Annotated in this window: 17 protein-coding genes, 2 pseudogenes and 1 riboswitch; of the genes and pseudogenes, 15 read left to right on the forward strand and 4 right to left on the reverse strand. The window is 58.1% G+C overall.

Annotation, left to right across the window (positions count from 1 at the left end; genetic code table 11):
• The first annotated feature begins 29 nt into the window (after positions 1–29).
• The 8 genes from IM267_RS10230 to yegS all read left to right on the forward strand — a co-directional run bounded on the left by IM267_RS10230 (position 30) and on the right by yegS (position 13,645).
• Entirely contained in the window at positions 30–1,232 is a 1,203-nt protein-coding gene (locus IM267_RS10230; protein ID WP_193033335.1) for an MdtA/MuxA family multidrug efflux RND transporter periplasmic adaptor subunit, read from the forward strand.
• Positions 1,232–4,354 carry an MdtB/MuxB family multidrug efflux RND transporter permease subunit gene (locus tag IM267_RS10235; protein WP_193033336.1) on the forward strand — a complete coding sequence of 1,041 codons (3,123 nt, stop codon included), beginning with the start codon at positions 1,232–1,234 and terminating at the stop codon, positions 4,352–4,354. Before IM267_RS10230 ends, IM267_RS10235 begins: the two co-directional genes overlap by 1 nt.
• Positions 4,355–7,432, forward strand: coding sequence for a multidrug efflux RND transporter permease subunit MdtC (gene mdtC, locus IM267_RS10240; protein ID WP_193033337.1), 3,078 nt, complete (start codon positions 4,355–4,357; stop codon positions 7,430–7,432).
• Positions 7,433–8,848, forward strand: coding sequence for an MFS transporter (locus IM267_RS10245; RefSeq protein ID WP_112792432.1), 1,416 nt, complete (start codon positions 7,433–7,435; stop codon positions 8,846–8,848).
• The gene (gene baeS / locus IM267_RS10250; RefSeq protein WP_193033338.1) at positions 8,845–10,248 is read left to right on the forward strand and encodes a two-component system sensor histidine kinase BaeS; all 1,404 of its coding nucleotides are present in this window, start codon (positions 8,845–8,847) and stop codon (positions 10,246–10,248) included. Before IM267_RS10245 ends, baeS begins: the two co-directional genes overlap by 4 nt.
• Positions 10,245–10,967 (forward strand): two-component system response regulator BaeR, encoded by a 723-nt coding sequence (gene baeR, locus IM267_RS10255; RefSeq protein WP_063450271.1) that lies wholly within the window; start codon positions 10,245–10,247, stop codon positions 10,965–10,967. The genes baeS and baeR overlap by 4 nt, the downstream gene beginning before the upstream one ends.
• 168 nt (positions 10,968–11,135) lie before the next feature.
• Complete coding sequence (gene yegQ, locus IM267_RS10260) at positions 11,136–12,497, forward strand: tRNA 5-hydroxyuridine modification protein YegQ (protein WP_063868340.1); 1,362 nt, start codon at positions 11,136–11,138, stop codon at positions 12,495–12,497.
• Positions 12,498–12,745: 248 nt separating this feature from the next.
• On the forward strand, positions 12,746–13,645 hold the full coding sequence (gene yegS / locus IM267_RS10265) for a lipid kinase YegS (protein ID WP_193033339.1): 900 nt from the start codon (positions 12,746–12,748) through the stop codon (positions 13,643–13,645).
• Between the two features lie 89 nt (positions 13,646–13,734).
• Here yegS and fbaB read toward each other — a convergent pair whose 3' ends face one another.
• On the reverse strand, positions 13,735–14,787 hold the full coding sequence (gene fbaB / locus IM267_RS10270) for a class I fructose-bisphosphate aldolase (protein WP_193033340.1): 1,053 nt from the start codon (positions 14,785–14,787) through the stop codon (positions 13,735–13,737).
• Between the two features lie 248 nt (positions 14,788–15,035).
• Here fbaB and IM267_RS10275 point away from each other — a divergent pair, with 248 nt between their 5' ends.
• The 3 genes from IM267_RS10275 to IM267_RS10285 are packed head-to-tail and all read left to right on the forward strand — an operon-like array spanning position 15,036 to position 18,264.
• Entirely contained in the window at positions 15,036–16,313 is a 1,278-nt protein-coding gene (locus IM267_RS10275) for a nucleoside permease (protein ID WP_003859236.1), read from the forward strand.
• Positions 16,310–17,314, forward strand: a complete 1,005-nt coding sequence (locus IM267_RS10280) for an ADP-ribosylglycohydrolase family protein (RefSeq protein WP_193033341.1) — start codon at positions 16,310–16,312, stop codon at positions 17,312–17,314. The genes IM267_RS10275 and IM267_RS10280 overlap by 4 nt, the downstream gene beginning before the upstream one ends.
• A complete protein-coding gene (locus IM267_RS10285) occupies positions 17,311–18,264 on the forward strand; it encodes a PfkB family carbohydrate kinase (protein ID WP_193033342.1) in 954 nt (317 codons plus the stop codon). Before IM267_RS10280 ends, IM267_RS10285 begins: the two co-directional genes overlap by 4 nt.
• Here the strand turns inward: IM267_RS10285 and IM267_RS10290 are convergent.
• The 3 genes from IM267_RS10290 to thiM are packed head-to-tail and all read right to left on the reverse strand — an operon-like array spanning position 18,238 to position 20,594.
• On the reverse strand, positions 18,238–18,984 hold the full coding sequence (locus tag IM267_RS10290) for a GntR family transcriptional regulator (protein ID WP_112792434.1): 747 nt from the start codon (positions 18,982–18,984) through the stop codon (positions 18,238–18,240). The two genes, IM267_RS10285 and IM267_RS10290, sit on opposite strands and share 27 nt — an antisense overlap.
• A gap of 42 nt (positions 18,985–19,026) precedes the next feature.
• Positions 19,027–19,827, reverse strand: coding sequence for a bifunctional hydroxymethylpyrimidine kinase/phosphomethylpyrimidine kinase (gene thiD / locus IM267_RS10295; protein ID WP_193033343.1), 801 nt, complete (start codon positions 19,825–19,827; stop codon positions 19,027–19,029).
• A complete protein-coding gene (gene thiM, locus IM267_RS10300) occupies positions 19,824–20,594 on the reverse strand; it encodes a hydroxyethylthiazole kinase (RefSeq protein ID WP_193033344.1) in 771 nt (256 codons plus the stop codon). The genes thiD and thiM overlap by 4 nt, the downstream gene beginning before the upstream one ends.
• Positions 20,595–20,629: 35 nt before the next feature.
• Positions 20,630–20,726, reverse strand: a riboswitch (TPP riboswitch).
• 358 nt (positions 20,727–21,084) lie between these two features.
• Here thiM and IM267_RS21240 point away from each other — a divergent pair.
• The 4 genes and pseudogenes from IM267_RS21240 to IM267_RS10320 all read left to right on the forward strand — a co-directional run.
• Positions 21,085–21,195, forward strand: a pseudogene (locus IM267_RS21240) (type VI secretion system tube protein Hcp); the annotation flags it as partial.
• 247 nt (positions 21,196–21,442) lie between these two features.
• Positions 21,443–21,858, forward strand: a pseudogene (locus IM267_RS10310) (Shiga toxin A subunit).
• 161 nt (positions 21,859–22,019) lie between these two features.
• The gene (locus tag IM267_RS10315) at positions 22,020–22,220 is read left to right on the forward strand and encodes a hypothetical protein (RefSeq protein WP_226848029.1); all 201 of its coding nucleotides are present in this window, start codon (positions 22,020–22,022) and stop codon (positions 22,218–22,220) included.
• Positions 22,221–22,531: 311 nt separating this feature from the next.
• Positions 22,532–23,908 carry a diaminobutyrate--2-oxoglutarate transaminase gene (locus IM267_RS10320; protein WP_193033345.1) on the forward strand — a complete coding sequence of 459 codons (1,377 nt, stop codon included), beginning with the start codon at positions 22,532–22,534 and terminating at the stop codon, positions 23,906–23,908.

Consider the following 23,908-nt stretch of genomic DNA (forward strand, 5'->3'; position numbering starts at 1 on the left):
AAAGAGTTTCAGGATGAGAACGTATAACGATGAAAGGCAGTAACAAATCCCGCTGGGCGATCGCCGCTGGTCTGATTGTGGTGGTCCTTGCCGCCGCCTGGTACTGGCACAGCCAGTCCGCGAATTCCCCGGCACCGGCTGGCGCCAGTAGCCCCTCACAGCGCCCTGCGGGCAGTGGTCGCCACGGCATGCGCAGCGGCGCGTTGGCGCCGGTGCAGGCGGCAACGGCGGTGACGAAAGCGGTGCCTCGTTATCTCTCCGGGCTGGGAACCATCACCGCCGCCAACACCGTGACGGTGCGCAGCCGCGTGGACGGTCAGCTGTTGGCCATTCATTTCCAGGAAGGGCAGCAGGTCAAAGCCGGCGATCTGCTGGCAGAAATCGACCCAAGCCAGTTTAAGGTGGCCCTGGCGCAGGCGCAGGGGCAGCTCGCGAAAGACAAAGCCACCCTCGCCAACGCCCGCCGCGATTTAGCCCGCTATCAGCAGCTGGTAAAAACCAACCTCGTGTCGCGCCAGGAGCTGGATACCCAGCAGTCGCTGGTCAGCGAATCGCAGGGCACCATTAAAGCCGACGAAGCCGCGGTCGCCAGCGCCCAGCTCCAGCTGGACTGGAGCCGGATCGTTGCCCCCATCGACGGGCGCGTCGGCCTCAGGCAGGTGGACATCGGCAACCAAATCTCGAGCGGCGACACCACGGGCATTGTGGTGATCACCCAGACGCACCCTATCGATCTCGTCTTTACCCTGCCGGAAAGCGATATTGCGACGGTAGTCCAGGCGCAGAAAGCCGGTAAAGGGCTGGTCGTGGAGGCCTGGGATCGCACCAACAAGCAGAAGCTGAGCGAAGGTTCGCTGCTGAGCCTGGATAACCAGATCGACACCACCACCGGCACCATCAAGCTGAAGGCGCGCTTCAACAATCAGGACGATGCCCTGTTCCCGAATCAGTTCGTCAACGCGCGTATGCTGGTCGCGACCGAAGAAAATGCGGTAGTGATCCCGACGGCGGCTCTGCAAATGGGCAGTGAAGGCAACTTTGTCTGGGTGCTGAACAGTGAAAACAAGGTCAGCAAACACCTGGTGAAAACCGGCATCCAGGACAGCCAGACGGTGGTAATCGAGGCCGGGCTGTCCGCAGGCGACCGCGTCGTGACCGACGGTATTGACCGTCTGACCGAAGGGGCGCAGGTCGAGGTGGTGGAAGCTCAGACTACAGGAGCAAAAGCCTGATGCAGGTGATGCCGCCGAGCTCTACAGGTGGGCCATCACGCCTGTTCATTTTACGTCCGGTTGCGACGACCCTGTTGATGGTGGCGATCCTGCTGGCCGGGATCATTGGCTACCGTTTTCTGCCCGTGTCGGCGCTCCCGGAAGTAGACTACCCGACGATTCAGGTTGTCACCCTCTATCCGGGCGCCAGTCCGGACGTGGTGACGTCCGCAATCACCGCCCCGCTGGAGCGTCAGTTCGGCCAGATGTCTGGCCTGAAGCAGATGTCCTCCCAGAGCTCCGGCGGCGCCTCGGTCGTCACACTTCAGTTCCAGCTCGCGCTGTCGCTGGACGTCGCGGAACAGGAGGTGCAGGCCGCCATTAACGCCGCCACCAACCTGCTGCCGTCTGACCTGCCGAACCCGCCGGTTTACAGCAAGGTGAACCCGGCAGACCCGCCGATCATGACCCTTGCCGTCACCTCCTCCGCCATGCCGATGACGCAGGTGGAAGACATGGTCGAAACCCGCGTGGCGCAAAAGATTTCGCAGGTGACCGGCGTCGGGCTGGTGACGCTCGCAGGGGGACAACGCCCCGCCGTGCGCGTTAAGCTTAATGCCCAGGCCATTGCCGCGCTGGGGTTAACCAGCGAAACCATTCGCACCGCCATCAGCAGCGCCAACGTTAACTCAGCGAAGGGCTCGCTGGACGGCCCAACCCGCGCGGTCACGCTCTCCGCCAACGACCAGATGCAGTCCGCCGATGAATACCGCCAGCTGATTGTGGCCTATCAAAACGGCGCGCCAATCCGCCTCGGGGACGTTGCCACCGTTGAGCAAGGGGCTGAAAACAGCTGGCTCGGGGCGTGGGCCAATAAGCAGCAGGCGATCGTCATGAACGTTCAGCGCCAGCCGGGCGCGAACATTATTGATACCGCCGACAGCATTCGCACCATGCTGCCGCAGCTAGTGGAAAGCCTGCCGAAATCGGTCAGCGTGAAGGTGCTGTCGGATCGCACCACCAACATTCGCGCCTCGGTATCGGACACGCAGTTCGAGCTGATGCTGGCGATTGCGCTGGTGGTCATGATCATCTACCTGTTCCTGCGCAACGTTCCGGCAACCATTATTCCCGCCGTTGCCGTGCCGCTCTCGCTGGTGGGAACGTTCGCGGTAATGGTATTTCTCGACTTTTCGATTAACAACCTGACGCTGATGGCGCTCACCATCGCCACCGGGTTCGTGGTGGACGATGCCATCGTCGTTATCGAGAACATCTCGCGCTATATCGAAAAAGGTGAAAAGCCGTTAGCCGCCGCGCTGAAGGGCGCGGGAGAAATTGGCTTTACCATCATCTCGCTGACCTTCTCGCTGATTGCAGTGCTGATCCCGCTGCTGTTTATGGGGGATATCGTCGGGCGCCTGTTCCGCGAGTTTGCCGTGACGCTGGCCGTCGCCATTCTGATCTCTGCCGTGGTGTCGCTGACGCTGACGCCGATGATGTGCGCCCGCATGCTGAGCCATGACTCTTTGCGCAAGCAAAACCGCTTCTCCCGCGCCTCCGAGCGGATGTTCGAGCGCATCATTGCCGCCTACGGTCGCGTGCTGGCAAAAGTGCTGAACCATCCGTGGGCGACGCTCGGCGTGGCCCTCGGCACGCTGGCGCTCAGCGTCATGCTGTGGATTTTCATTCCGAAAGGCTTCTTCCCGATTCAGGACAACGGCATTATTCAGGGCACGCTCCAGGCCCCGCAGTCGGTCTCCTTCGCGAATATGGCGCAGCGCCAGCAGCAGGTGTCGGAAATCATCATGAAAGATCCGGCGGTGGAAAGCCTGACCGCCTACGTGGGCGTGGACGGCACCAACCCATCACTTAACAGCGCCCGCCTGCAAATTAACCTCAAACCGCTTGATGACCGCGACGATCGCGTCAACGCGGTGATCGAGCGCCTGCAACGCGCCGTGGCGCGCGTGCCGGGCATTCAGCTGTACCTGCAACCGATTCAGGATTTAACCATTGATACGCAGGTGAGCCGCACGCAGTACCAGTTCACGCTTCAGGCCACCTCGCTTGATGCGCTCAGCACCTGGGTGCCGCAGCTGGTGGACAAGCTGAAAGCGCTGCCGCAGGTTTCTGACGTCAGCAGCGACTGGCAGGACAAAGGGCTGGCGGCGTACGTGAACGTCAACCGCGACACCGCCAGCCGTCTGGGCATTACCATGTCCGACGTGGATAACGCGCTGTATAACGCTTTTGGCCAGCGTCTGATCTCCACCATTTACACCCAGGCGAATCAGTATCGCGTGGTGCTGGAACACAACACCGAGAACACGCCGGGGCTGGCCGCCCTGGACTCGGTGCGCCTGACCAGCAAAGATGGCGGTATTGTGCCACTCAGCGCGATTGCCACGGTGGAAGAGCGTCACGCCCCGCTGTCGATTAACCATCTCGATCAGTTTCCGTCTACCACCATTTCGTTCAACGTGCCGGACGGCTATTCCCTGGGCGAAGCGGTGGAGGCCATTCTGGGCGCGGAGAAGGAACTGAGCTTCCCGTCCGATATTCAGACCCAGTTCCAGGGCAGTACGCTGGCGTTCCAGGCCGCGCTGGGCAGCACCGTCTGGCTGATCGTCGCGGCGGTGGTGGCGATGTATATCGTGCTTGGCGTGCTGTATGAAAGCTTTATCCACCCGATCACCATCCTCTCCACCCTGCCGACGGCGGGCGTGGGGGCGCTGCTGGCGCTGATGCTGGCGGGAAGCGAGCTGGACGTGATTGCGATCATTGGCATCATCCTGCTTATCGGGATCGTGAAGAAAAACGCCATCATGATGATCGACTTTGCGCTGGCCGCCGAGCGCGAGCAGGGTATGGCGCCGCGCGAGGCCATTTACCAGGCCTGTCTGCTGCGTTTTCGTCCGATCCTGATGACCACCCTGGCGGCCCTGTTGGGCGCCCTGCCGCTGATGCTGAGCACCGGCGTGGGGGCAGAGCTGCGCCGTCCGCTGGGTATCGGCATGGTGGGCGGCCTGCTGGTCAGCCAGGTGCTGACGCTGTTTACCACGCCGGTCATCTACCTGCTGTTCGACCGTCTGGCGCTGTGGACGAAAAGCCGCTTCCCGAAACGTGAAGAGGAGGCGTAAGTGAAGTTTTTCGCCCTCTTCATTTACCGTCCGGTGGCGACGATTTTACTCTCCGTCGCCATCACCCTGTGCGGCGTGCTGGGCTTCCGCCTGCTGCCGGTGGCGCCGCTGCCGCAGGTGGATTTCCCGGTGATCATGGTCAGCGCCTCGCTGCCGGGCGCATCGCCGGAAACCATGGCCTCATCCGTGGCGACGCCGCTTGAGCGATCGCTTGGGCGAATTGCCGGGGTTAACGAGATGACCTCCAGCAGTTCGCTGGGCAGCACGCGCATCATTCTGGAATTTAACTTCGACCGGGACATCAACGGCGCGGCGCGTGACGTGCAGGCCGCGATTAACGCCGCCCAAAGCCTGCTGCCGAGCGGCATGCCGAGCCGTCCGACCTACCGCAAGGCCAACCCGTCCGATGCGCCGATCATGATCCTGACGCTCACGTCGGAGACCTACTCCCAGGGCGAGCTGTACGATTTTGCCTCCACGCAGCTGGCGCAGACCATCGCCCAGATTGACGGCGTGGGCGACGTGGACGTCGGCGGCAGCTCCCTGCCCGCCGTGCGCGTGGGCCTGAATCCGCAGGCGCTGTTTAACCAGGGCGTGTCGCTGGACGACGTGCGTTCCGCCATCAGCAACGCCAACGTGCGTAAACCGCAGGGGGCGATTGAGGACAGCAGCCACCGCTGGCAGATCCAGACCAACGACGAGCTGAAAACCGCCGCCGAGTATCAGCCGCTGATTATTCATTACAACAACGGCGCGGCGGTGCGCCTGAGCGACGTCGCCAGCGTTACCGATTCGGTGCAGGACGTGCGCAACGCCGGGATGACTAACGCCAAACCGGCCATTTTGCTGATGATCCGCAAGCTGCCGGAAGCCAACATCATCCAGACGGTGAACAGCATCCGCGAGCGGCTGCCGGAGCTTCAGGAAACCATTCCGGCGGCGATCGATCTCCAGATTGCGCAGGACCGCTCCCCTACCATCCGCGCCTCGCTCGAAGAGGTGGAGCAGACGCTGATTATTTCCGTCGCGCTGGTGATCCTGGTGGTGTTCCTGTTCCTGCGATCGGGTCGCGCCACGCTGATCCCGGCGGTGGCGGTTCCGGTGTCGCTGATTGGCACCTTTGCCGCCATGTACCTGTGCGGCTTCAGCCTTAACAACCTGTCGCTGATGGCGCTGACGATTGCCACCGGGTTTGTGGTGGATGACGCCATCGTGGTGCTGGAAAATATCTCGCGTCATCTGGAAGCGGGCATGAAGCCGCTCCAGGCGGCGCTTCAGGGTACGCGTGAAGTGGGCTTTACGGTACTGTCCATGAGCCTGTCGCTGGTGGCGGTGTTCCTGCCGCTGCTGCTGATGGGCGGCCTGCCGGGACGACTGCTGCGCGAATTTGCCGTCACGCTTTCCGTCGCCATCGGTATCTCACTGGTGATTTCGCTAACGCTGACGCCAATGATGTGCGGCTGGATGCTCAAGCGCAGCCAACCGCACTCGCAGCCGCGCCGGAAAGGCTTTGGCCGCGTCCTGATGGCAATGCAGTCAGGCTATGGCAAATCGCTGAAATGGGTGCTGAACCACACGCGTATTGTCGGGCTGGTGCTGATGGGCACCATCGTGCTCAACGTCTGGATGTACATTACCATCCCGAAAACCTTTTTCCCGGAGCAGGATACCGGCGTGCTGATGGGCGGTATTCAGGCAGACCAGAGCATTTCGTTCCAGGCGATGCGAGGCAAGCTTCAGGACTTTATGAAGATCATCCGTGAGGATCCGGCCGTAGACAACGTCACCGGCTTTACCGGCGGCTCGCGCGTTAACAGCGGGATGATGTTTATTACCCTTAAGCCGCGCGGTGAACGTCAAGAAACGGCGCAGCAGATCATTGACCGCCTGCGGGTGAAGCTCGCCAAAGAGCCGGGGGCAAACCTGTTTTTGATGGCCGTTCAGGATATCCGCGTCGGCGGACGACAGGCCAATGCCAGCTATCAGTACACCCTGCTCTCGGACGATTTAGCTGCCCTTCGCGAGTGGGAGCCGAAGATCCGAAAAGCGCTGGCCGCTCTGCCGCAGCTGGCGGACGTGAACTCCGACAGCCAGAACAACGGCGCGGAGATGGCGCTCACCTACGATCGTGAAACCATGGCCCGCCTGGGCATTAACGTGGAGGCGGCCAACAGCCTGCTGAACAACGCCTTCGGGCAGCGTGAAGTCTCCACCATCTACCAGCCGATGAACCAGTACAAGGTGGTGATGGAGGTGGATCCACGCTACACCCAGGACATCAGCGCGCTGGACAAGATGTTTGTGATCAATGATGACGGTAAGGCGATTCCGCTGTCGTACTTCGCCAGCTGGCAGCCCTCGAACGCGCCGCTGTCGGTGAACCACCAGGGGCTTTCCGCCGCCTCGACCGTCTCGTTTAACCTGCCAACCGGCTCGTCGCTGTCTGAGGCCAGCGATGCCATTAATCGCGCTATGACCCAGCTCGGGGTACCCTCCTCCGTGCGCGGCAGTTTTGCCGGTACGGCACAGGTGTTCCAGGACACCATGAATTCGCAGGTCATTTTGATTCTGGCGGCCATTGCCACGGTGTATATCGTGCTGGGCGTGCTGTATGAAAGCTACGTGCATCCGTTGACCATTCTCTCCACGCTTCCCTCTGCGGGCGTGGGGGCGCTGCTGGCGCTGGAGCTGTTCGGTGCCCCATTCAGTCTTATCGCGCTCATCGGGATCATGCTATTGATTGGCATCGTCAAGAAAAACGCGATAATGATGGTCGACTTTGCGCTGGACGCCCAGCGCAACGGCAACCTGACGCCGGACGAGGCGATATTCCAGGCCTGTCTGCTGCGTTTTCGCCCGATCATGATGACCACGCTGGCGGCACTCTTCGGCGCGCTGCCGCTGGTCATTTCCGGCGGCGACGGCTCTGAACTGCGTCAGCCGCTGGGGATCACGATTGTCGGTGGTCTGGTAATGAGCCAGCTCCTGACGCTCTACACCACGCCGGTGGTCTATCTGTTCTTCGACCGGCTGCGGCTGCGTTTTTCGCGTAAAAAGAGAACCACGGTGACCGAGTAAATGACCGACCTTCCCGGTAACGTTCGCTGGCAGTTGTGGATAGTCGCGTTCGGCTTCTTTATGCAGTCGCTGGACACGACTATCGTGAACACCGCCCTCCCCTCGATGGCAAAAAGCCTGGGGGAGAGCCCATTGCACATGCATATGGTGATTGTCGCCTACGTGCTGACGGTCGCCGTGATGCTGCCCGCCAGCGGCTGGCTGGCGGATAAGGTCGGCGTGCGGAACATCTTCTTCACCGCCATCGTGCTGTTTACCACCGGGTCTCTGTTTTGCGCTCAGGCCAATACCCTCGATCAGCTGGTGATGGCGCGCGTACTACAGGGCGTCGGCGGCGCAATGATGGTGCCCGTCGGGCGGCTAACGGTGATGAAAATTGTTCCGCGCGCGCAGTATATGGCGGCGATGACCTTTGTCACCCTGCCCGGTCAGGTCGGCCCGCTGCTTGGCCCGGCGCTGGGTGGTATTCTGGTGGAGTACGCTTCCTGGCACTGGATCTTCCTGATTAACCTGCCGGTCGGTATCATCGGCGCGATTGCCACCCTGACGCTGATGCCGAACTATAAAATGCAGACCCGGCGCTTTGATTTCTTTGGCTTCATCCTGCTGGCCGCCGGCATGGCGACGCTCACCCTGGCGCTGGACGGGCAAAAAGGGCTGGGGATTTCGTCCCTGTCGCTCGCCCTGCTGGTGGCGCTGGGTGTCACCGCTATTCTCTGGTATCTGTGGCATGCCAGAGGCAACGACAGGGCGCTGTTCAGCCTGAACTTGTTTAACACCCCAACCTACCGCCTGGGGCTTTTGGGCAGCTTCGCCGGACGTATCGGCAGCGGCATGCTGCCGTTTATGACGCCGGTATTTTTACAGATTGGGATGGGCTTTTCGCCGTTCCACGCGGGGTTGATGATGATCCCGATGGTACTCGGCAGCATGGGGATGAAGCGTATAGTGGTGCAGGTGGTAAACCGCTTTGGCTACCGCCGCGTGCTGGTGGCCGCCACGCTCGGGCTGGCGCTGGTCACCCTGCTGTTTATGGCCGTGGCGCTGATGGGCTGGTACTACGTCCTGCCGCTGGTGCTGTTCTGCCAGGGGATCGTCAACTCCATGCGCTTCTCGTCCATGAACACCCTCACGCTGAAAGATCTGCCGGACGAGCTGGCGAGCAGCGGTAACAGCCTGCTGTCGATGATCATGCAGCTCTCCATGAGCGTGGGGGTCACGGTGGCCGGCTTGCTGCTCGGCATGTACGGCCAGCACCACCTCAGCGTCGACACCCCCGTCGCGCATCAGGTCTTTTTATACACCTACCTCAGCATGGCGGCGATCGTCGCCCTGCCCGCTTTTATCTTTGCCAGAGTACCGAATGACACGACCAAAAATGTCGTGCTCCGACGCGGCAAAAGGAGTGCACCATGAAATTCTGGCGTCCGGGGATCACCGGTAAGCTTTTTGTGGCGATTTTCGCCACCTGTATTGTCCTGCTGATTACCATGCACTGGGCGGTGCGGGTCAGTTTTGAGCGCGGTTTTATTGACTACATCAAGCACGGTAACGAACAGCGCTTACAGGGCTTAAGCGACGCGCTGGGCGAACAGTACAGCCTGCACGGTAACTGGCGTTTTCTGCGCAATAATGACCGCTTTATATTTCAAATTCTGCGCTCGCTGGAGCACGATAATGACGACGACCGCCCGGGGCCGGGTATGCCGCCGCACGGCTGGCGCACCCAGTTCTGGGTGATTGATCAGGAGATGCGCGTGCTCGTTGGCCCGCGCTCGCCGGTACCGCCAGACGGCACAAAGCGCGCCATCACCTCGAACGGTGCCACGGTGGGCTGGGTCATCGCCTCGCCGGTCGAGCGGCTGACGCGCAACACCGACATCAACTTTGACCGCCAGCAGCGTCAGACCAGCTGGCTGATTGTCGCGCTCTCAACCCTGCTTGCCGCGCTCGCCACCTTCCCGCTGGCGCGCGGCCTGCTGGCGCCGGTTAAGCGTCTGGTGGAGGGTACACACAAGCTGGCGGCGGGTGATTTCTCGACCCGCGTGGACACCCGCAGCCAGGACGAGCTGGGCAAGCTGGCGCAGGACTTTAACCAGCTCGCCAGCACGCTGGAGAAAAACCAGCAGATGCGCCGCGACTTTATGGCCGACATTTCGCACGAGCTGCGCACCCCGCTGGCGGTGCTGCGCGGCGAGCTGGAGGCGATTCAGGACGGCGTGCGGCAGTTCACTCCCGAGTCCGTGGCCTCGCTACAGGCGGAAGTCGGTACGCTGACCAAACTGGTGGACGATCTGCATCAGCTTTCCATGTCCGACGAAGGCGCCCTGGCCTACCAGAAAGCCGCAATCGACGTGATCAATATTCTTGAAGTCGTGACCGGCGCGTTCCGCGAACGCTTCGCCAGCCGTGACCTGAAAATCAACCTCTCGCTGCCGGACAGCGCGGTGGTGTTTGGCGACAAAGATCGCCTGATGCAATTATTCAATAATCTGCTGGAGAACAGCCTTCGCTATACCGACGGCGGCGGCGCGCTGCATATCTCCGGCAAGCAGGAAAACGGGCGCTTTGCCCTGACCTTCGCGGACTCCGCCCCTGGCGTAAAGGATGCGCAGCTGGAAAAACTGTTCGAGCGCTTCTATCGCACCGAAGGTTCCCGCAACCGCGCCAGCGGCGGTTCCGGCCTTGGGCTGGCGATTTGCGTTAACATTGTAGAAGCCCACGGCGGCACCATCCGCGCCGCCCATTCGCCTTTTGGCGGGGTTAGCATTACAGTAGAGTTACCTCTGGAACGGGATTTATCGAGGGAAGCATGACCGAGTTACCGATTGACGACAACACACCGCGCATTTTGATCGTGGAAGACGAGCCTAAACTGGGGCAACTGCTGATCGACTATTTGCGTACCGCCAGCTACGCGCCAACGCTTATCAGCCACGGCGACCAGGTGCTGCCCTACGTGCGCCAGACGCCGCCGGATCTGATCCTGCTGGATCTGATGCTCCCGGGTACTGACGGCCTGACCCTGTGCCGTGAAATTCGTCGTTTCTCCGACGTACCCATCGTGATGGTGACGGCCAAAATCGAAGAGATCGACCGCCTGCTGGGGCTTGAAATCGGCGCCGACGATTATATCTGCAAGCCTTACAGCCCGCGCGAAGTGGTTGCTCGCGTGAAAACGATCCTTCGTCGCTGCAAGCCGCAGCGTGAATTGCAGGTGCTGGATGCGCAAAGCCCGCTGATTGTCGACGAAAGCCGCTTCCAGGCGAGCTGGCGCAACAAGCTGCTGGACCTCACCCCTGCGGAGTTCCGCCTGCTGAAAACGCTCTCCCACGAGCCGGGGAAAGTGTTTTCCCGCGAACAGCTGCTTAATCATCTGTATGACGATTACCGCGTGGTGACGGACCGCACCATCGACAGCCACATCAAAAACCTGCGCCGCAAGCTGGAGTCGCTGGATGCCGACCAGTCGTTTATTCGTGCGGTGTACGGCGTGGGGTATCGATGGGAAGCGGACGCGTGCAGGATTGCCTAGTCAGCTGCGGGACAATCCAGGCCGGGTAAGGCGAAGCCGTCACCCGGCACAAGAACTTTACCTCCCCGCCCCGCAGCGCTACAATGCCCGCCCTTAAAGTGGGGGATCTCCCCTTACCGCTGCACCAGGTGTATGCGGATCTGACCTGTCATCAGAACGAGAACAAACATGTTTAAACCGGAACTCCTTTCCCCGGCGGGAACGCTGCAAAATATGCGTTACGCTTTCGCCTATGGTGCCGACGCCGTCTACGCGGGCCAGCCGCGCTACTCGCTGCGCGTGCGTAACAACGAATTCAACCACGAGAATCTTCAGCTCGGCATTAACGAAGCGCATGCCTTGGGCAAAAAATTCTACGTGGTGGTGAACATCGCGCCGCACAACGCCAAGCTGAAAACGTTCATTCGCGACCTGAAGCCGGTCGTGGAGATGGGGCCGGACGCGCTGATCATGTCGGACCCGGGTTTAATCATGCTGGTTCGGGAGAACTTCCCGGAGATGGACATTCACCTTTCGGTGCAGGCTAACGCCGTCAACTGGGCGACGGTGAAATTCTGGAAGCAGATGGGGCTGACCCGCGTCATTCTGTCTCGCGAGCTGTCTCTCGAAGAGATCGAAGAGATCCGCACCCAGGTGCCGGATATGGAGATCGAAATCTTCGTTCACGGCGCGCTGTGCATGGCCTACTCCGGCCGCTGCCTGCTCTCTGGCTATATCAACAAGCGTGACCCGAACCAGGGCACCTGCACCAACGCCTGCCGCTGGGAATATAACGTTCAGGAAGGCAAAGAGGATGAGATCGGGAACATCGTGCATAAACACGAGCCGATCCCGGTCACCAACGTTGAGCCAACGCTGGGTATCGGCGCGCCGACCGACAGCGTGTTTATGATTGAAGAAGCCAAACGTCCGGGCGAGTACATGACCGCCTTTGAAGACGAGCACGGCACCTACATCATGAACTCGAAGGATCTGCGCGCCATCGCACACGTGGAGCGTTTAACCCAGATGGGCGTGCACTCCCTGAAAATCGAAGGCCGCACCAAGTCCTACTACTACTGCGCCCGCACCGCGCAGGTATATCGCAAAGCCATCGACGATGCCGCCGCCGGTAAACCGTTCGACACCAGCCTGCTGGAAACGCTGGAAGGTCTGGCGCATCGCGGCTATACCGAAGGTTTCCTGCGTCGTCACACCCACGACGACTACCAGAACTACGAGCATGGCTACTCGATTTCTGAACGCCAGCAGTTTGTCGGTGACTTCACCGGCGAGCGTAAAGGCCCGCTGGCTGCCGTCGCCGTAAAAAACAAATTCACCAAAGGCGACAGCCTGGAGCTGATGACGCCGCAGGGCAACATGAACTTCCGCCTGGAGCACCTGGAAAACAAAAAAGGTGAGGCGATTGAGGTCGCACCGGGCGATGGCCATGTGGTCTGGCTGCCGGTTCCCGAAGAGGTAGAGCTGGAGTTTGCGCTGCTGATGCGTAATTTTGAAGGTGAAAATACCCGAAATCCACACGGCAAATAGTCAATCAACGGGATTTTTTCACGCTGGGATAATTCTTAGAATCGGATCACATACCGCTTCGTTCAATACGGGTATTATCCCCCCGCTGAAAAACATAACCCATAAATGCTAGCTGTACCAGGAACCACCTCCTTAGCCTGCGTAATCTCCCTTACGCGGGCTTATTTTTTGCCTTTCATCCTGTTCTTACCCGCTTTGTTCTTCTCTGGGATACACTCTTTCTATAGTTAAAAAAGGGAGCAAACCGGATGGCAACCTATCCAGACAGTTTATTAATTCTCAACGGCAAAAGTGCAGGCAACGATCTGTTGCGCCAGACGATTACCGAATTGCGTGAAGATGGCGCGCGCATTCACGTGCGGGTGACCTTTGAAAAAGGCGATGCGGCACGCTATATCGACGAGGGCATCAGATTAGGCGCTGAAACCATTATTTCCGGCGGCGGCGACGGAACGATCAACGAAATCGCCGGCGCGCTGATTGATCTCAACACAGCAGATCGCCCGGTGATGGGCATTTTACCGCTCGGTACCGCCAATGATTTTGCCACCAGCGCCGGCATACCTGAGGATTTAGGAAAAGCGCTGCAACTGGCCATCCTCGGTAAAGCGACCCCCGTCGATATCGCTCAGGTAAATGAAAAAACCTGCTTTATCAATATGGCCACAGGCGGTTTCGGCACGCGAATCACCAGCGAAACGCCGGAAAAGCTGAAGGCCGCGCTGGGCGGCGTCTCGTATCTCATTCACGGCCTGATGCGCATGGACACGCTCAAGCCGGACAGCTGTGAAATCCACGGTGAGAACTTCCACTGGCAGGGCAACGCGCTGGTGATTGGCATCGGCAACGGGCGGCAGGCGGGCGGCGGACAGCAGCTTTGCCCGGAAGCATTGATTAATGATGGTCAGCTACAGCTGCGCATTTTTACCGGCGACGGACTGCTGCCCGCGCTGTTTACGACGCTGACGCAGCCGGAGGAGAGCCCCAACATCATCGACGGCACATCCGCGTGGTTTGAGGTGATCGCCCCCCACGGCATGACCTTTAACCTTGACGGAGAGCCGCTCAGCGGTGAGCGATTCCGCATCGAAGTTTTGCCCGGCGCGTTGCAGTGCCGATTGCCGCCGGACTGTCAGCTTTTGCGCTGATGTGTTGCCGGGTGGCGGCCCTCTTCCCGTATGCGCGGAACAGTCCCCTCTCCCCGTTGGGGAGAGGGTTAGGGTGAGAGGAAAAAGACTTAAGCGATTGTGACCTTACTGTCCAGATAGACGTCCTGAACCGCGTTGATCAGCTTCACACCGTCGGCCATGGATTTTTTGAACGCCTTACGGCCGAGGATCAGCCCCATGCCGCCCGCGCGTTTGTTTATCACCGCCGTACGCACCGCATCGGTCAGGTCGGTTTCACCGCCTGCCGCACCGCCGGAGTTAATCAGCCCGGCGCGGCCCATGTAGCAGTTCGCCAGCTGGTAACGCACCAGATCGATCGGGTTGTCGCTGGTCAGCTTGCTGTAGACCCGGTCGTCGGTATAGCCAAAATTCACCGCCTTATAGCCGCCGTTATTCTCGGCCATTTTCTGCTTCACGATGTCCGCGCCGATGGTCGCCGCCAGGTGGTTTGCCTGACCGGTCAGATCCGCAGACACGTGGTAATCCACGCCGTCTTTCTTGAACGACCCGTTGCGCAGATAGGCCCACAGCACGGTCACCATGCCCAGCCCGTGGGCGCGCTCGAACGCAGCGGAGATCTCCTCTATCTGACGACGCGACTGTTCAGAGCCGAAATAGATCGTCGCCCCGACCGCCACCGCGCCCATATTGAACGCCTGCTCGACGCTGGCGTACAGCGTCTGGTCGTATTCGGTTGGGTAGCTCAGGGTTTCGTTATGGTTCAGCTTGACGAGGAACGGAATGCGGTGGGCATAGCGACGCGACACGGAGGCCAGTACGCCATAGGTGGAGGCCACGCAGTTACAGCCCGCCTCAATCGCCAGCTCGACGATGTTTTTCGGATCGAAGTAGAGCGGGTTCGCGGCAAACGACGCCCCCGCAGAGTGTTCAACGCCCTGGTCAACGGGCAGAATAGAGAGGTACCCGGTTCCGCCCAGGCGTCCGGTATTATAAAGCGTCTGCATGTTTCGCAGTACGGCAGGCGGACGGTTGTTGTCGACCATGACGCGGTCAACGTAGTCATGGCCAGGCAGGTAAAGCTGGTCGGCTGGAATGGTCATACAACGATGCTGTAAAAGGCTGTCGGCGTCTTTGCCAAGCAACTGCGCAATATCAGTCATAGTGATGCTCCCGTAAGTCCGACGTGATGTCGGAGCGTGTGATCCAAACCCACGTTTTTGCAGGCAGACTAAGCCTGGTACCGACTTACTCTATTTTCCACCATTTGCAACTTTTTTAAGCACAATCTGCTGGCTCGTTTCGTGTACAACATTTTTGTTACACTGATCAAACAATCGCCTTAAAGGTATTTAAAAGGTATTATCACATGGTATGTTAACCGCGTACCTCTGACATGCAGGATTAAAAAATGAAAACGAAAGTCCAACTGTCATTCATGATGTTCGTTGAATGGTTTATCTGGGGCGCGTGGTTTGTGCCATTGTGGCTGTGGTTGAGCAAGAGCGGGTTTACTGCCGGCGAAATCGGCTGGTCGTATGCCTGTACCGCCATCGCCGCGATCCTCTCCCCCATCCTGGTCGGCTCGCTGACGGACCGCTTCTTCGCCGCCCAGAAGGTGCTGGCGGTGCTGATGTTCGCCGGCGCGATCCTGATGTACTTCGCCGCACAGCAAACCCAGTTCAGCACCTTCTTCCCGCTGCTGCTGGCCTACTCCCTGACCTATATGCCGACCATCGCGCTGACCAACAGTATCGCCTTTGCGAACGTCGATGACGTGGAGGCCGATTTCCCGCGCATCCGCGTGATGGGCACCATCGGCTGGATTGCCTCGGGCCTGGCGTGCGGCTTCCTGCCGCAGATGATGGGCTATAGCGACATCTCCGACACCAATATTCCCCTGCTGATGACCGCAGCCAGCTCCCTTCTGCTCGGCGTCTTCGCGCTGTTCCTGCCGAATACCCCGCCGAAGAGCACCGGCAAGCTGGACTTCAAAGTCATGCTGGGGCTGGACGCGCTGATCCTGCTGCGCGACAAAAACTTCCTGGTGTTCTTCTTCTGCTCGTTCCTGTTCGCCATGCCGCTGGCCTTCTACTACATCTTTGCCAACGGCTATCTCACCGAAGTGGGGATGAAAAACGCCACCGGCTGGATGACCCTCGGCCAGTTCTCTGAAATCTTCTTCATGCTCGCCCTGCCGTTCTTTACCAAACGCTTTGGTATTAAGAAGGTCTTGCTGCTGGGCCTGATCACCGCCGCCATTCGCTACGGCTTCTTTGTTTACGGTGGCGCCGAGCAGTACTTCACCTACGCCCTGCTGTTCCTCGGCATTCTGCTGCACGGCGTGAGCTATGACTTCTATTACGTCACCGCGTACATCTACGTGGATAAAAAAGCGCCCGTGCATATGCGCAATGCGGCGCAGGGCTTGATCACGCTGTGCTGTCAGGGCTTTGGTAGCCTGCTGGGTTACCGTCTCGGCGGCGTGATGATGGAAAAAATGTTCGCATATAAAGAGCCGGTGAATGGGCTGACCTTCAACTGGGCCGGAATGTGGACGTTTGGGGCAATCATGATTGTGGTGATTGCCGTGCTGTTTATGCTGTTTTTCCGCGAATCGGATAAAGAGATCACCGCAATTGAGGTGGTTGATGGCGATACCGCGCTGACACGAGGGGAAGTTAAATGAAACAAGACCGTATTCTCGGTGCCCTTTACGGGCAGGCGTTAGGGGATGCGATGGGAATGCCGTCGGAGCTGTGGCCGCGCAAGCGGGTAAAAGCACACTTCGGCTGGATCGACCGTTTCTTACCCGGCCCGGCCGAGAATAATGCCGCCTGCTACTTCAGGCAGGCGGAGTTTACCGATGATACATCCATGGCGCTGTGCCTGGCCGATGCGATTATCGAATGCGACGGGGACATTAATCCTGACGTTATCGGTAAGTATATTCTGAACTGGGCGCTGGATTTCGACGCGTTCAATAAGAATGTGCTTGGCCCGACCTCCAAAATTGCCCTGAACGCCATACGCGACGGCAGGCCGGTGAGCGAGCTGGAAAATAACGGCGTCACCAACGGGGCCGCGATGCGCGCCTCCCCGCTGGGCTGCCTGCTGCCGGCCACGCGTCTGACGCATTTTGTGGAACAGGTTGCGTTAGCCTCCAGCCCGACCCATAAATCGGATCTCGCCATCGCTGGTGCGGTGGTCATCGCGTGGGCGGTTTCGCGCGCTATCGACGGCGAGTGCTGGCAGAACATCGCTGATGCCCTGCCGGGTATTGCTCGCGCGGCCCAGGAGGCCAACACGACCACCTTCAGCGCATCGCTTTCGGCACGCATTGAGCTGGCCCTGAAAACCGTGCGCGAAGCCAACGGTACGGAATCCGCCAGCGAGCAGATCTATCAGCTTATTGGCGCGGGCACGAGTACCCTGGAGTCCGTTCCGGCGGCCATTGCGATGGTCGAACTGGCGGGAACCGACCCGAACCGCTGCGCGTTTTTATGCGCCAACCTGGGGGGTGACACCGACACTATCGGCGCGATGGCAACCGCCATCTGCGGCGCGCTGCACGGTATACAGGCCATTGATCCGGCGCTCAGGCGCGAACTGGATGCCGTCAACCGGCTTGATTTCGGCCACTACTGCGACAAGCTGCTGCACTTCCGGGAGCAAAGGGAGGGTGTATGAGTGCTTTTGCCCGCCGTCTCGAAACGCTTCACGCCACGCGTCCGGTAACGGTGCTGGGCGCGGCGGTGATCGACGTGATTGCCGACGCCTACGCCCTGCCCTGGCGCGGGTGTGATATCGAGCTGAAGCAACAGGGCGTGAATATTGGCGGCTGCGCGCTGAATATCGCCATCGCCCTCAAGCGGCTCGGCATTGCTGCGCAAAACGCGCTTCCCGTGGGCCACGGCGTGTGGGCCGATATTATCCGTAACGCCATGGCGAAGCAGGATCTGCACAGCACCGTGGAAGCGGAAGCGGGCGATAACGGCTGGTGTCTGGCGCTGGTGGAGCCTGACGGTGAACGCACCTTTATGTCGTTCAGCGGCGTGGAGAATCAGTGGCAGCAGCGCTGGCTGGACGGGTTAAGCGTGCCGGAGAAAAGCCTGATCTATTTGTCCGGCTACCAGCTGGCGTCGCCCAGCGGCGAGCTGCTGACGGCCTGGGTGGAAAGTCTTCAGGATGTGACGCTCTTTATTGATTTCGGTCCGCGTATTGCGGATATCCCCGACCCACTGATGGCGCGGATGATGGCCTGCAAACCGATTGTCTCGCTTAATCGTCAGGAGGCAGAGCTTGCCGCCGAATGGCTTGGCGTGAACGTGGAGCAGCTCGGCAAACAGTGGCAGCAGCGTTTTAGCGCTGCGCTGATCGTGCGCCAGGATAAAGACGGGGCGATCTGGTATGACGGTGACGCCTCCGGACACGTTCCGGCGTTTCCTGCTGACGTGGTCGATACCATCGGCGCGGGTGACAGCCATGCGGGAGGCACCCTTGCCGGGCTGGCAGCGGGATGGTCACTGCCGGAGTCGGTGCAGCTTGGCAATGCCGTAGCCGCCTGGGTCGTCAGCCATCGCGGTGGAGACTGCGCCCCCACGCGCGACGCACTACTCCTCGCACACAAAGACGTATAGGTCGCTGCGGCAATAGCTGATGCTGTACTCAATGGGACGGTGCTGTTGATCGAGCGCGACCTGCTTGATCACCAGCACCGGTATCTTATCGTCCATCTTTATATGCGTCTGAAACTCGCTGTCCGGCATCCGGGCGCTGACGCGGGAACGGGTGCGCTGCGGAAAGATATTCTGGCTGCGAAAGTAATCATAAAGCGAGACGCCAATATCGTCCGGGTTGGGAATTAACCCTACCGGTACCCAGGACTCCTCAATGGATACCGCATCGTCGTCCACATAGCGGATGCGCTTAAGCAGAAACACGTCGCTTTCCGGCGCAAGGGAAAGATGGCGGGCGATCTCTTCCGGGCACTTCACCACGCGTTTATTCACCCACAGCGTGTTGGGCGTTTTGCCCCGCAGCACCACCTGCTGGGAAAACCCCCGAGCCTCTTTCAGCGAATATTCAAAGATATTGTTGATTTGCGTGCCGTAGCCGCGCGCCCGGGTGACGACCCCGGCCTCCTCCAGCGCCTGCATCGCTTTACGCACCGTAATGCGCGATACGCCGGCAAGCTGGCTCAGGTCACGTTCGCCGGGCAAAATATTCCCGTGAGCGAGCACGCCGCTGCGCACCGCGTTTTTGACCGTTTCGGCGAATTTCAGATACAGCGGCGTGTTGTCCGGTGCGGCAATTCGTTCCTTGAGCTGGGCAATTAACCGGGTATGCGCTTGTTCCATCTCTGTTTTTCTCTGGCATGAGGTTTCATGCCAGTATACGGCTTACCACCATGCATGAAAATGGTGAACCGGCCCAATACCGTGACCCACTTCCAGAGAATCGGCTTTTGCCAGCGCGCCCGAGAGCCAGACCTTCGCTTCCTGCACCGTATCCGCCCAGTTCGCGTGACGGGGACGCAGCGCCGCCAGCGCGGCAGAGAGCGTACAGCCCGTGCCGTGTGTGTTTTTAGTCTGTACGCGCGGCGCGGTGAAACGTTGCGCGCCATCGCGGGTGAAGAGCCAGTCCGGGCTTTCTGCATCATCAAGATGACCGCCTTTCATCAGCACCGCGCTACACCCCATCGCCAGCAGCGCATTCCCCTGCTCTTTCATTTCACGTTCGTTTTGCGCGTGCGGCGCTTCCAGAAGCGCGGCGGCTTCAGGCAGGTTTGGCGTGATCAGCGCCACCTGCGGCAGCAGCTTTTTACGCAGCGTGTCGACAGCAGAGGCGGAGAGCAGCGGATCGCCGCTTTTGGCTAACATTACGGTATCGAGCACTACGTTTTTTATCCGGTAATGTTTAAGACGTTCAGCAACCGCTTCAACAATGTCTGCTTCTGCCAGCATGCCGATTTTGGTGGTGTCGATACGTACGTCGCTGAATACCGAATCCAGCTGCGCGCCGACAAAATCCGGCTCAATGCGATACACCGACTGTACGCCGCGCGTGTTTTGCGCCACCAGCGCGGTGATAACCGAGCAGCCGTAAGCGCCGAGCGCAGAGAAAGTTTTCAGGTCTGCCTGGATCCCCGCTCCGCCGCTTGGATCGGTTCCCGCAATAGTCAGGGCATTGATGCGTTTCATGCCTGTGCCTCCAGCGCGTAAAGCGCATCCAGAAACGCAGAGGCAAAGCTGCCGGGCCCCTGGCTTTGAGACAGAGCAGCCGCTCCTGCACGCTTCATAAAACCGCAGGCTGCCGTCACGTTATCAAGCCTGTCGCCAGGCAATGAGCAGCAGGCGGCGACGACCGCCGAGAGCGCGCAGCCTGTTCCGACCACGCGGGTCATCAGCGGGTCGCCGCCCGCGACCGTACGGGTTCGCTGCCCGTCGGTGATGTAATCCACTTCCCCTGTGACCACCACAACGGCGTGGGTCTGGCGGGCGAGCGCCTGCGCGGCGGGCAAGGCGCTTACAGCCGTATCGGTGGTGTCTACCCCGCGACCGCCCGCACTCATCCCGGCAAGGGCCAGGATTTCGGAGGCATTGCCGCGAATGGCAGCAGGTTTAAGCGATATGATTTGCTGGCAAAAACGGGTGCGGAACGCCAGCGCGCCAGCCGCGACCGGGTCCAGAACCCAGGGGGTGCCCGCGGCAACCGCACTCTCAATGGCCCGACGCATCGACTGGGCGCGCGGCGTGGTGAGCGTGCCAACGTTGATGAGCAGAGCATCGGCAAGGGCGGCGAACTGTTCCGCTTCCTCGGCTTCGATCACCATTGCCGGGGAAGCACCGAGCGCAAGCAGAACGTTGGCGGTGAAGGCCTGCACGACATCGTTAGTCATACAGTGCGTGAGCGGGGAACGGGTTCGGAATTGATATAAAACGTGTGAATCGAGCAGGTCAGGCTGCATGGTTTCGCTCCTGCCGTACGTGAAGAAGCGATGACCGGGTAGGCATCTGACTTCCCTACGCTGGCATTATCCAGATCAGGTAATACGGGTATTTCTCAGCCTTCACAAAGAAGGGCACCCCGAGTCAAATTACTTATAAAACAATTATTTAATCATAAATAATTTTAGGTGTTTAGTGTAACCGGGGCCGCAGGTAGGGTGCAAGATTTTTTGAAATGATTTACGCAAGGCAGTTAGGATGCGATAGATAAATAAAACATATAACAATGTACTAAAATATTGTTGAAAGTATTTAATGCATGTACTTTATCGTTCACTTATTCACTTAACCTTACTTCTCGGCCTATTCAATTTATGTTCTAAATCGAAGCTTGATATATTTAGCCATTCTTTTGACTATAAATGCTTTTCTGAATAAATTACTTCCTCCCTTCTGTCACGCGCTGTACGATTGGCGTTCAATATCAATAAATAACAAGAGGGATTTTAAATGGCTGTACCTGTTTATCTGTGGTTAACAGACGATGCTGGAAATAAGATTAAAGGCTCTGTTGATGTAAAAGGTCGGGAGGGTTCGATTGAAATCATAGAACTTATGCATTCGGATCGGCTTTCTATCACCGCAAAACCAAAGGCTGGACAATGAGACTTACACCCTATGTAGAAAATCAGATGTGTGGGCGTGATGGGTTCATGATACACGGCGATAGCTCAGCGCATCCGGGAGAAGCCTCAGATGGTTGTATCGTTTTAAATCTTCCGTACAGAAAAATTATTGCAGCAAGCAAATATAAAATATTAGTAGTGGAAGATTAACTATGTTCAAAAAACAGTTAATATTTTTATTAATGTTACTACCTATTTTAGTCCATGCCAAATCTCCTGGTTGTGCTGCAATTGGCTTGTTTATGGAATCAACCTTGTTTGATGCTCTATCAAATGAGTTAAAAATTGATACGAGTACTATAGATGAAACCAAAGCAAAGGTAGAACTGATAGACGTTTCCCCAGTCTCAAAAATTTATGCAGAATCTTTAGCAAAAATTGATTATGCTAAAGATCAGAGCAAGGATAAAACATTAGCTATATATAAAAAATTTACTTATCCAGTTATTTTGAAAACGACGTGAAAACAATTACAGCAAAATACACATATATCAATAAGGATGCTAAAAAGGATGTATTCATTGCATCCAGTTTAATGAACAAGGATGAATGTAGCATTAGATTTAACGGTTACATCATTCTCTCACGACAATTCTAAGTCTTAGGGGCTATCATGGCCCCTCTTCTAAACTCTATACTTCATATAACAACTTCCTAACTATGCATAAGTCTTTAAAGCAGTTTCGCCTACATACGCCATTAACGCACACTATCGCGCTCAGTTAGAGCGCTCGGGGTGCACGCAAATGAGCGCTGGCAATGGCTCGTGTGATATCAGCAAACCAAAGCGGAAAATGCGGCACAAAAGCCAGCGTTAAACGCCTGAACGCCAATTTTTATGAGATTCACGGTAATGGTTTTGTGATATCGCTAAGCCTGGATGAGAACGGCATTACGGACGCGTCGTGGAATAAAACGAACGGACGCGAACACGGCATTTTAAGCATTACCCAGAAATAAACAGCGTAAGGAGGCTCCCCGCCTCCTTTTAGCCTGCCAGTCGCACAATTTGCCACACTCTTTTGTCTGATTTTACAATGCTGACAATTCATATCTAAGTCACTGTTTTTACTCGCCATAAACTGCAAGTTTTTGCCAGAAAATGAGGTTACCCCCTCCCCTGTGCCCTGTGTCACAAAACAGTAAACAAATTAACCATTGAGCCTGGTGACAAAAGGCTCTATATTGGCGGCGTTTTTTTCAGGCCCCATCTGTTTTTTAACTTTTTATTCAATCGTTGCTCATAACGAAGCGGCGGTTGTAGGAGTGATATGATGACGGATAAAGTCCGTATTGACACCGTAGATGCCCACAAAAGCAACGAAACCTATCTGGCCCGTCAGGCCGAGTTTGAATCTAACGTCAGGAGTTATCCGCGCAAACTGCCTTTAGCCATCACGAAAGCAGAAGGCGTGTGGATCACCGATGCAGATAATAAAGAATACCTTGACTGTTTAGCAGGCGCAGGCACCCTCGCGCTTGGCCACAATCATCCTGATGTGCTGAAAAGCATCCAAAATGTCATTACCAGCGGCTTGCCGTTACATACCCTGGATCTGACCACGCCGTTGAAAGACGCGTTTTCAGAATATCTTCTCTCTCTGTTGCCTGGTCAGGGCAAAGAGTACTGCCTGCAATTCACTGGCCCATCCGGCGCTGACGCCGTTGAAGCGGCGCTGAAGCTGGCGAAAAAAGTGACCGGTCGTAGCGGTATTATCAGTTTCTCTGGTGGTTACCACGGTATGACCCACGGCGCACTGTCCGTCACCGGTAACCTGTCTCCGAAGGAAGCGGTTGACGGCATGATGCCTGAAGTGCAATTCATGCCTTACCCGCACGAGTACCGCTGCCCGCTGGGTATCGGTGGTGAAGCGGGCGTGAAGGCGCTGACCTACTACTTCGATAACCTGATTAACGACGTCGAAAGCGGCGTGCGTAAACCTGCTGCGGTGATCCTGGAAGCCGTTCAGGGTGAAGGCGGCGTGAACCCGGCTCCGGCTGAGTGGTTGCAGCGCATTCGTAAAGTGACTCAGGAACACGGCATTCTGCTGATCCTCGACGAAGTTCAGGCTGGCTTTGCCCGTACCGGTAAATTCTTCGCCTTCGAACACGCAGGCATCGAGCCAGACATCATCGTGATGTCTAAAGCGGTTGGCGGCGGTCTGCCACTGGCTGTACTCGGCATCAAGAAGCAGTTCGATGCATGGGCGCCTGGTCACCACACCGGCACCTTCCGCGGTAACCAGCTGGCAATGGCAACTGGCCTGACGACGCTGAAGATCCTGAAAGACCAGAACATCGCGGGCAAAGTGGCCGCACAGGGCGAATGGCTGAAGGGCCAGCTGAAAGAGATGGCGAAACGTTATCCGGTCATCGGCCACGTTCGCGGTCTGGGCATGATGATCGGTATCGAGATCGTTAAGCCGCACGAAGCCGCTGACCACATGGGCTGCTTCCCTGGCGACGGCGAGCTGTCTGCGCTGATCCAGAAGAAGTGCTTCGAAGCCGGTCTGATTCTGGAGCGTGGTGGCCGTAACGGTATCGTTCTGCGTCTGCTGCCTTCTCTGCTGATCAGCGACGAAGAGCTGAAAATCTTCCTGGATAAATTCGAGCAGGCGCTGCTTGCTGCGGGCGTTCGCACGGCGTAA

Source organism: Enterobacter cloacae complex sp. P15RS (assembly GCF_014895905.1).
In the GTDB taxonomy this organism is placed as follows: Bacteria; Pseudomonadota; Gammaproteobacteria; order Enterobacterales; family Enterobacteriaceae; genus Enterobacter; species Enterobacter quasihormaechei.

Coding starts and splice junctions, on each gene's coding strand:
- IM267_RS10290 (WP_112792434.1), bottom strand. CDS start 18,984: ATGGAACAAGCGCATACCCGGTTAATTGCCCAGCTCAAGGAACGAATT.
- IM267_RS10230 (WP_193033335.1), top strand. CDS start 30: ATGAAAGGCAGTAACAAATCCCGCTGGGCGATCGCCGCTGGTCTGATT.
- baeS (WP_193033338.1), top strand. CDS start 8,845: ATGAAATTCTGGCGTCCGGGGATCACCGGTAAGCTTTTTGTGGCGATT.
- yegQ (WP_063868340.1), top strand. CDS start 11,136: ATGTTTAAACCGGAACTCCTTTCCCCGGCGGGAACGCTGCAAAATATG.
- IM267_RS10320 (WP_193033345.1), top strand. CDS start 22,532: ATGATGACGGATAAAGTCCGTATTGACACCGTAGATGCCCACAAAAGC.
- thiD (WP_193033343.1), bottom strand. CDS start 19,827: ATGAAACGCATCAATGCCCTGACTATTGCGGGAACCGATCCAAGCGGC.
- IM267_RS10285 (WP_193033342.1), top strand. CDS start 17,311: ATGAGTGCTTTTGCCCGCCGTCTCGAAACGCTTCACGCCACGCGTCCG.
- IM267_RS10280 (WP_193033341.1), top strand. CDS start 16,310: ATGAAACAAGACCGTATTCTCGGTGCCCTTTACGGGCAGGCGTTAGGG.
- IM267_RS10315 (WP_226848029.1), top strand. CDS start 22,020: ATGGCTCGTGTGATATCAGCAAACCAAAGCGGAAAATGCGGCACAAAA.
- fbaB (WP_193033340.1), bottom strand. CDS start 14,787: ATGACTGATATTGCGCAGTTGCTTGGCAAAGACGCCGACAGCCTTTTA.
- yegS (WP_193033339.1), top strand. CDS start 12,746: ATGGCAACCTATCCAGACAGTTTATTAATTCTCAACGGCAAAAGTGCA.
- IM267_RS10245 (WP_112792432.1), top strand. CDS start 7,433: ATGACCGACCTTCCCGGTAACGTTCGCTGGCAGTTGTGGATAGTCGCG.
- baeR (WP_063450271.1), top strand. CDS start 10,245: ATGACCGAGTTACCGATTGACGACAACACACCGCGCATTTTGATCGTG.
- thiM (WP_193033344.1), bottom strand. CDS start 20,594: ATGCAGCCTGACCTGCTCGATTCACACGTTTTATATCAATTCCGAACC.
- IM267_RS10235 (WP_193033336.1), top strand. CDS start 1,232: ATGCAGGTGATGCCGCCGAGCTCTACAGGTGGGCCATCACGCCTGTTC.
- IM267_RS10275 (WP_003859236.1), top strand. CDS start 15,036: ATGAAAACGAAAGTCCAACTGTCATTCATGATGTTCGTTGAATGGTTT.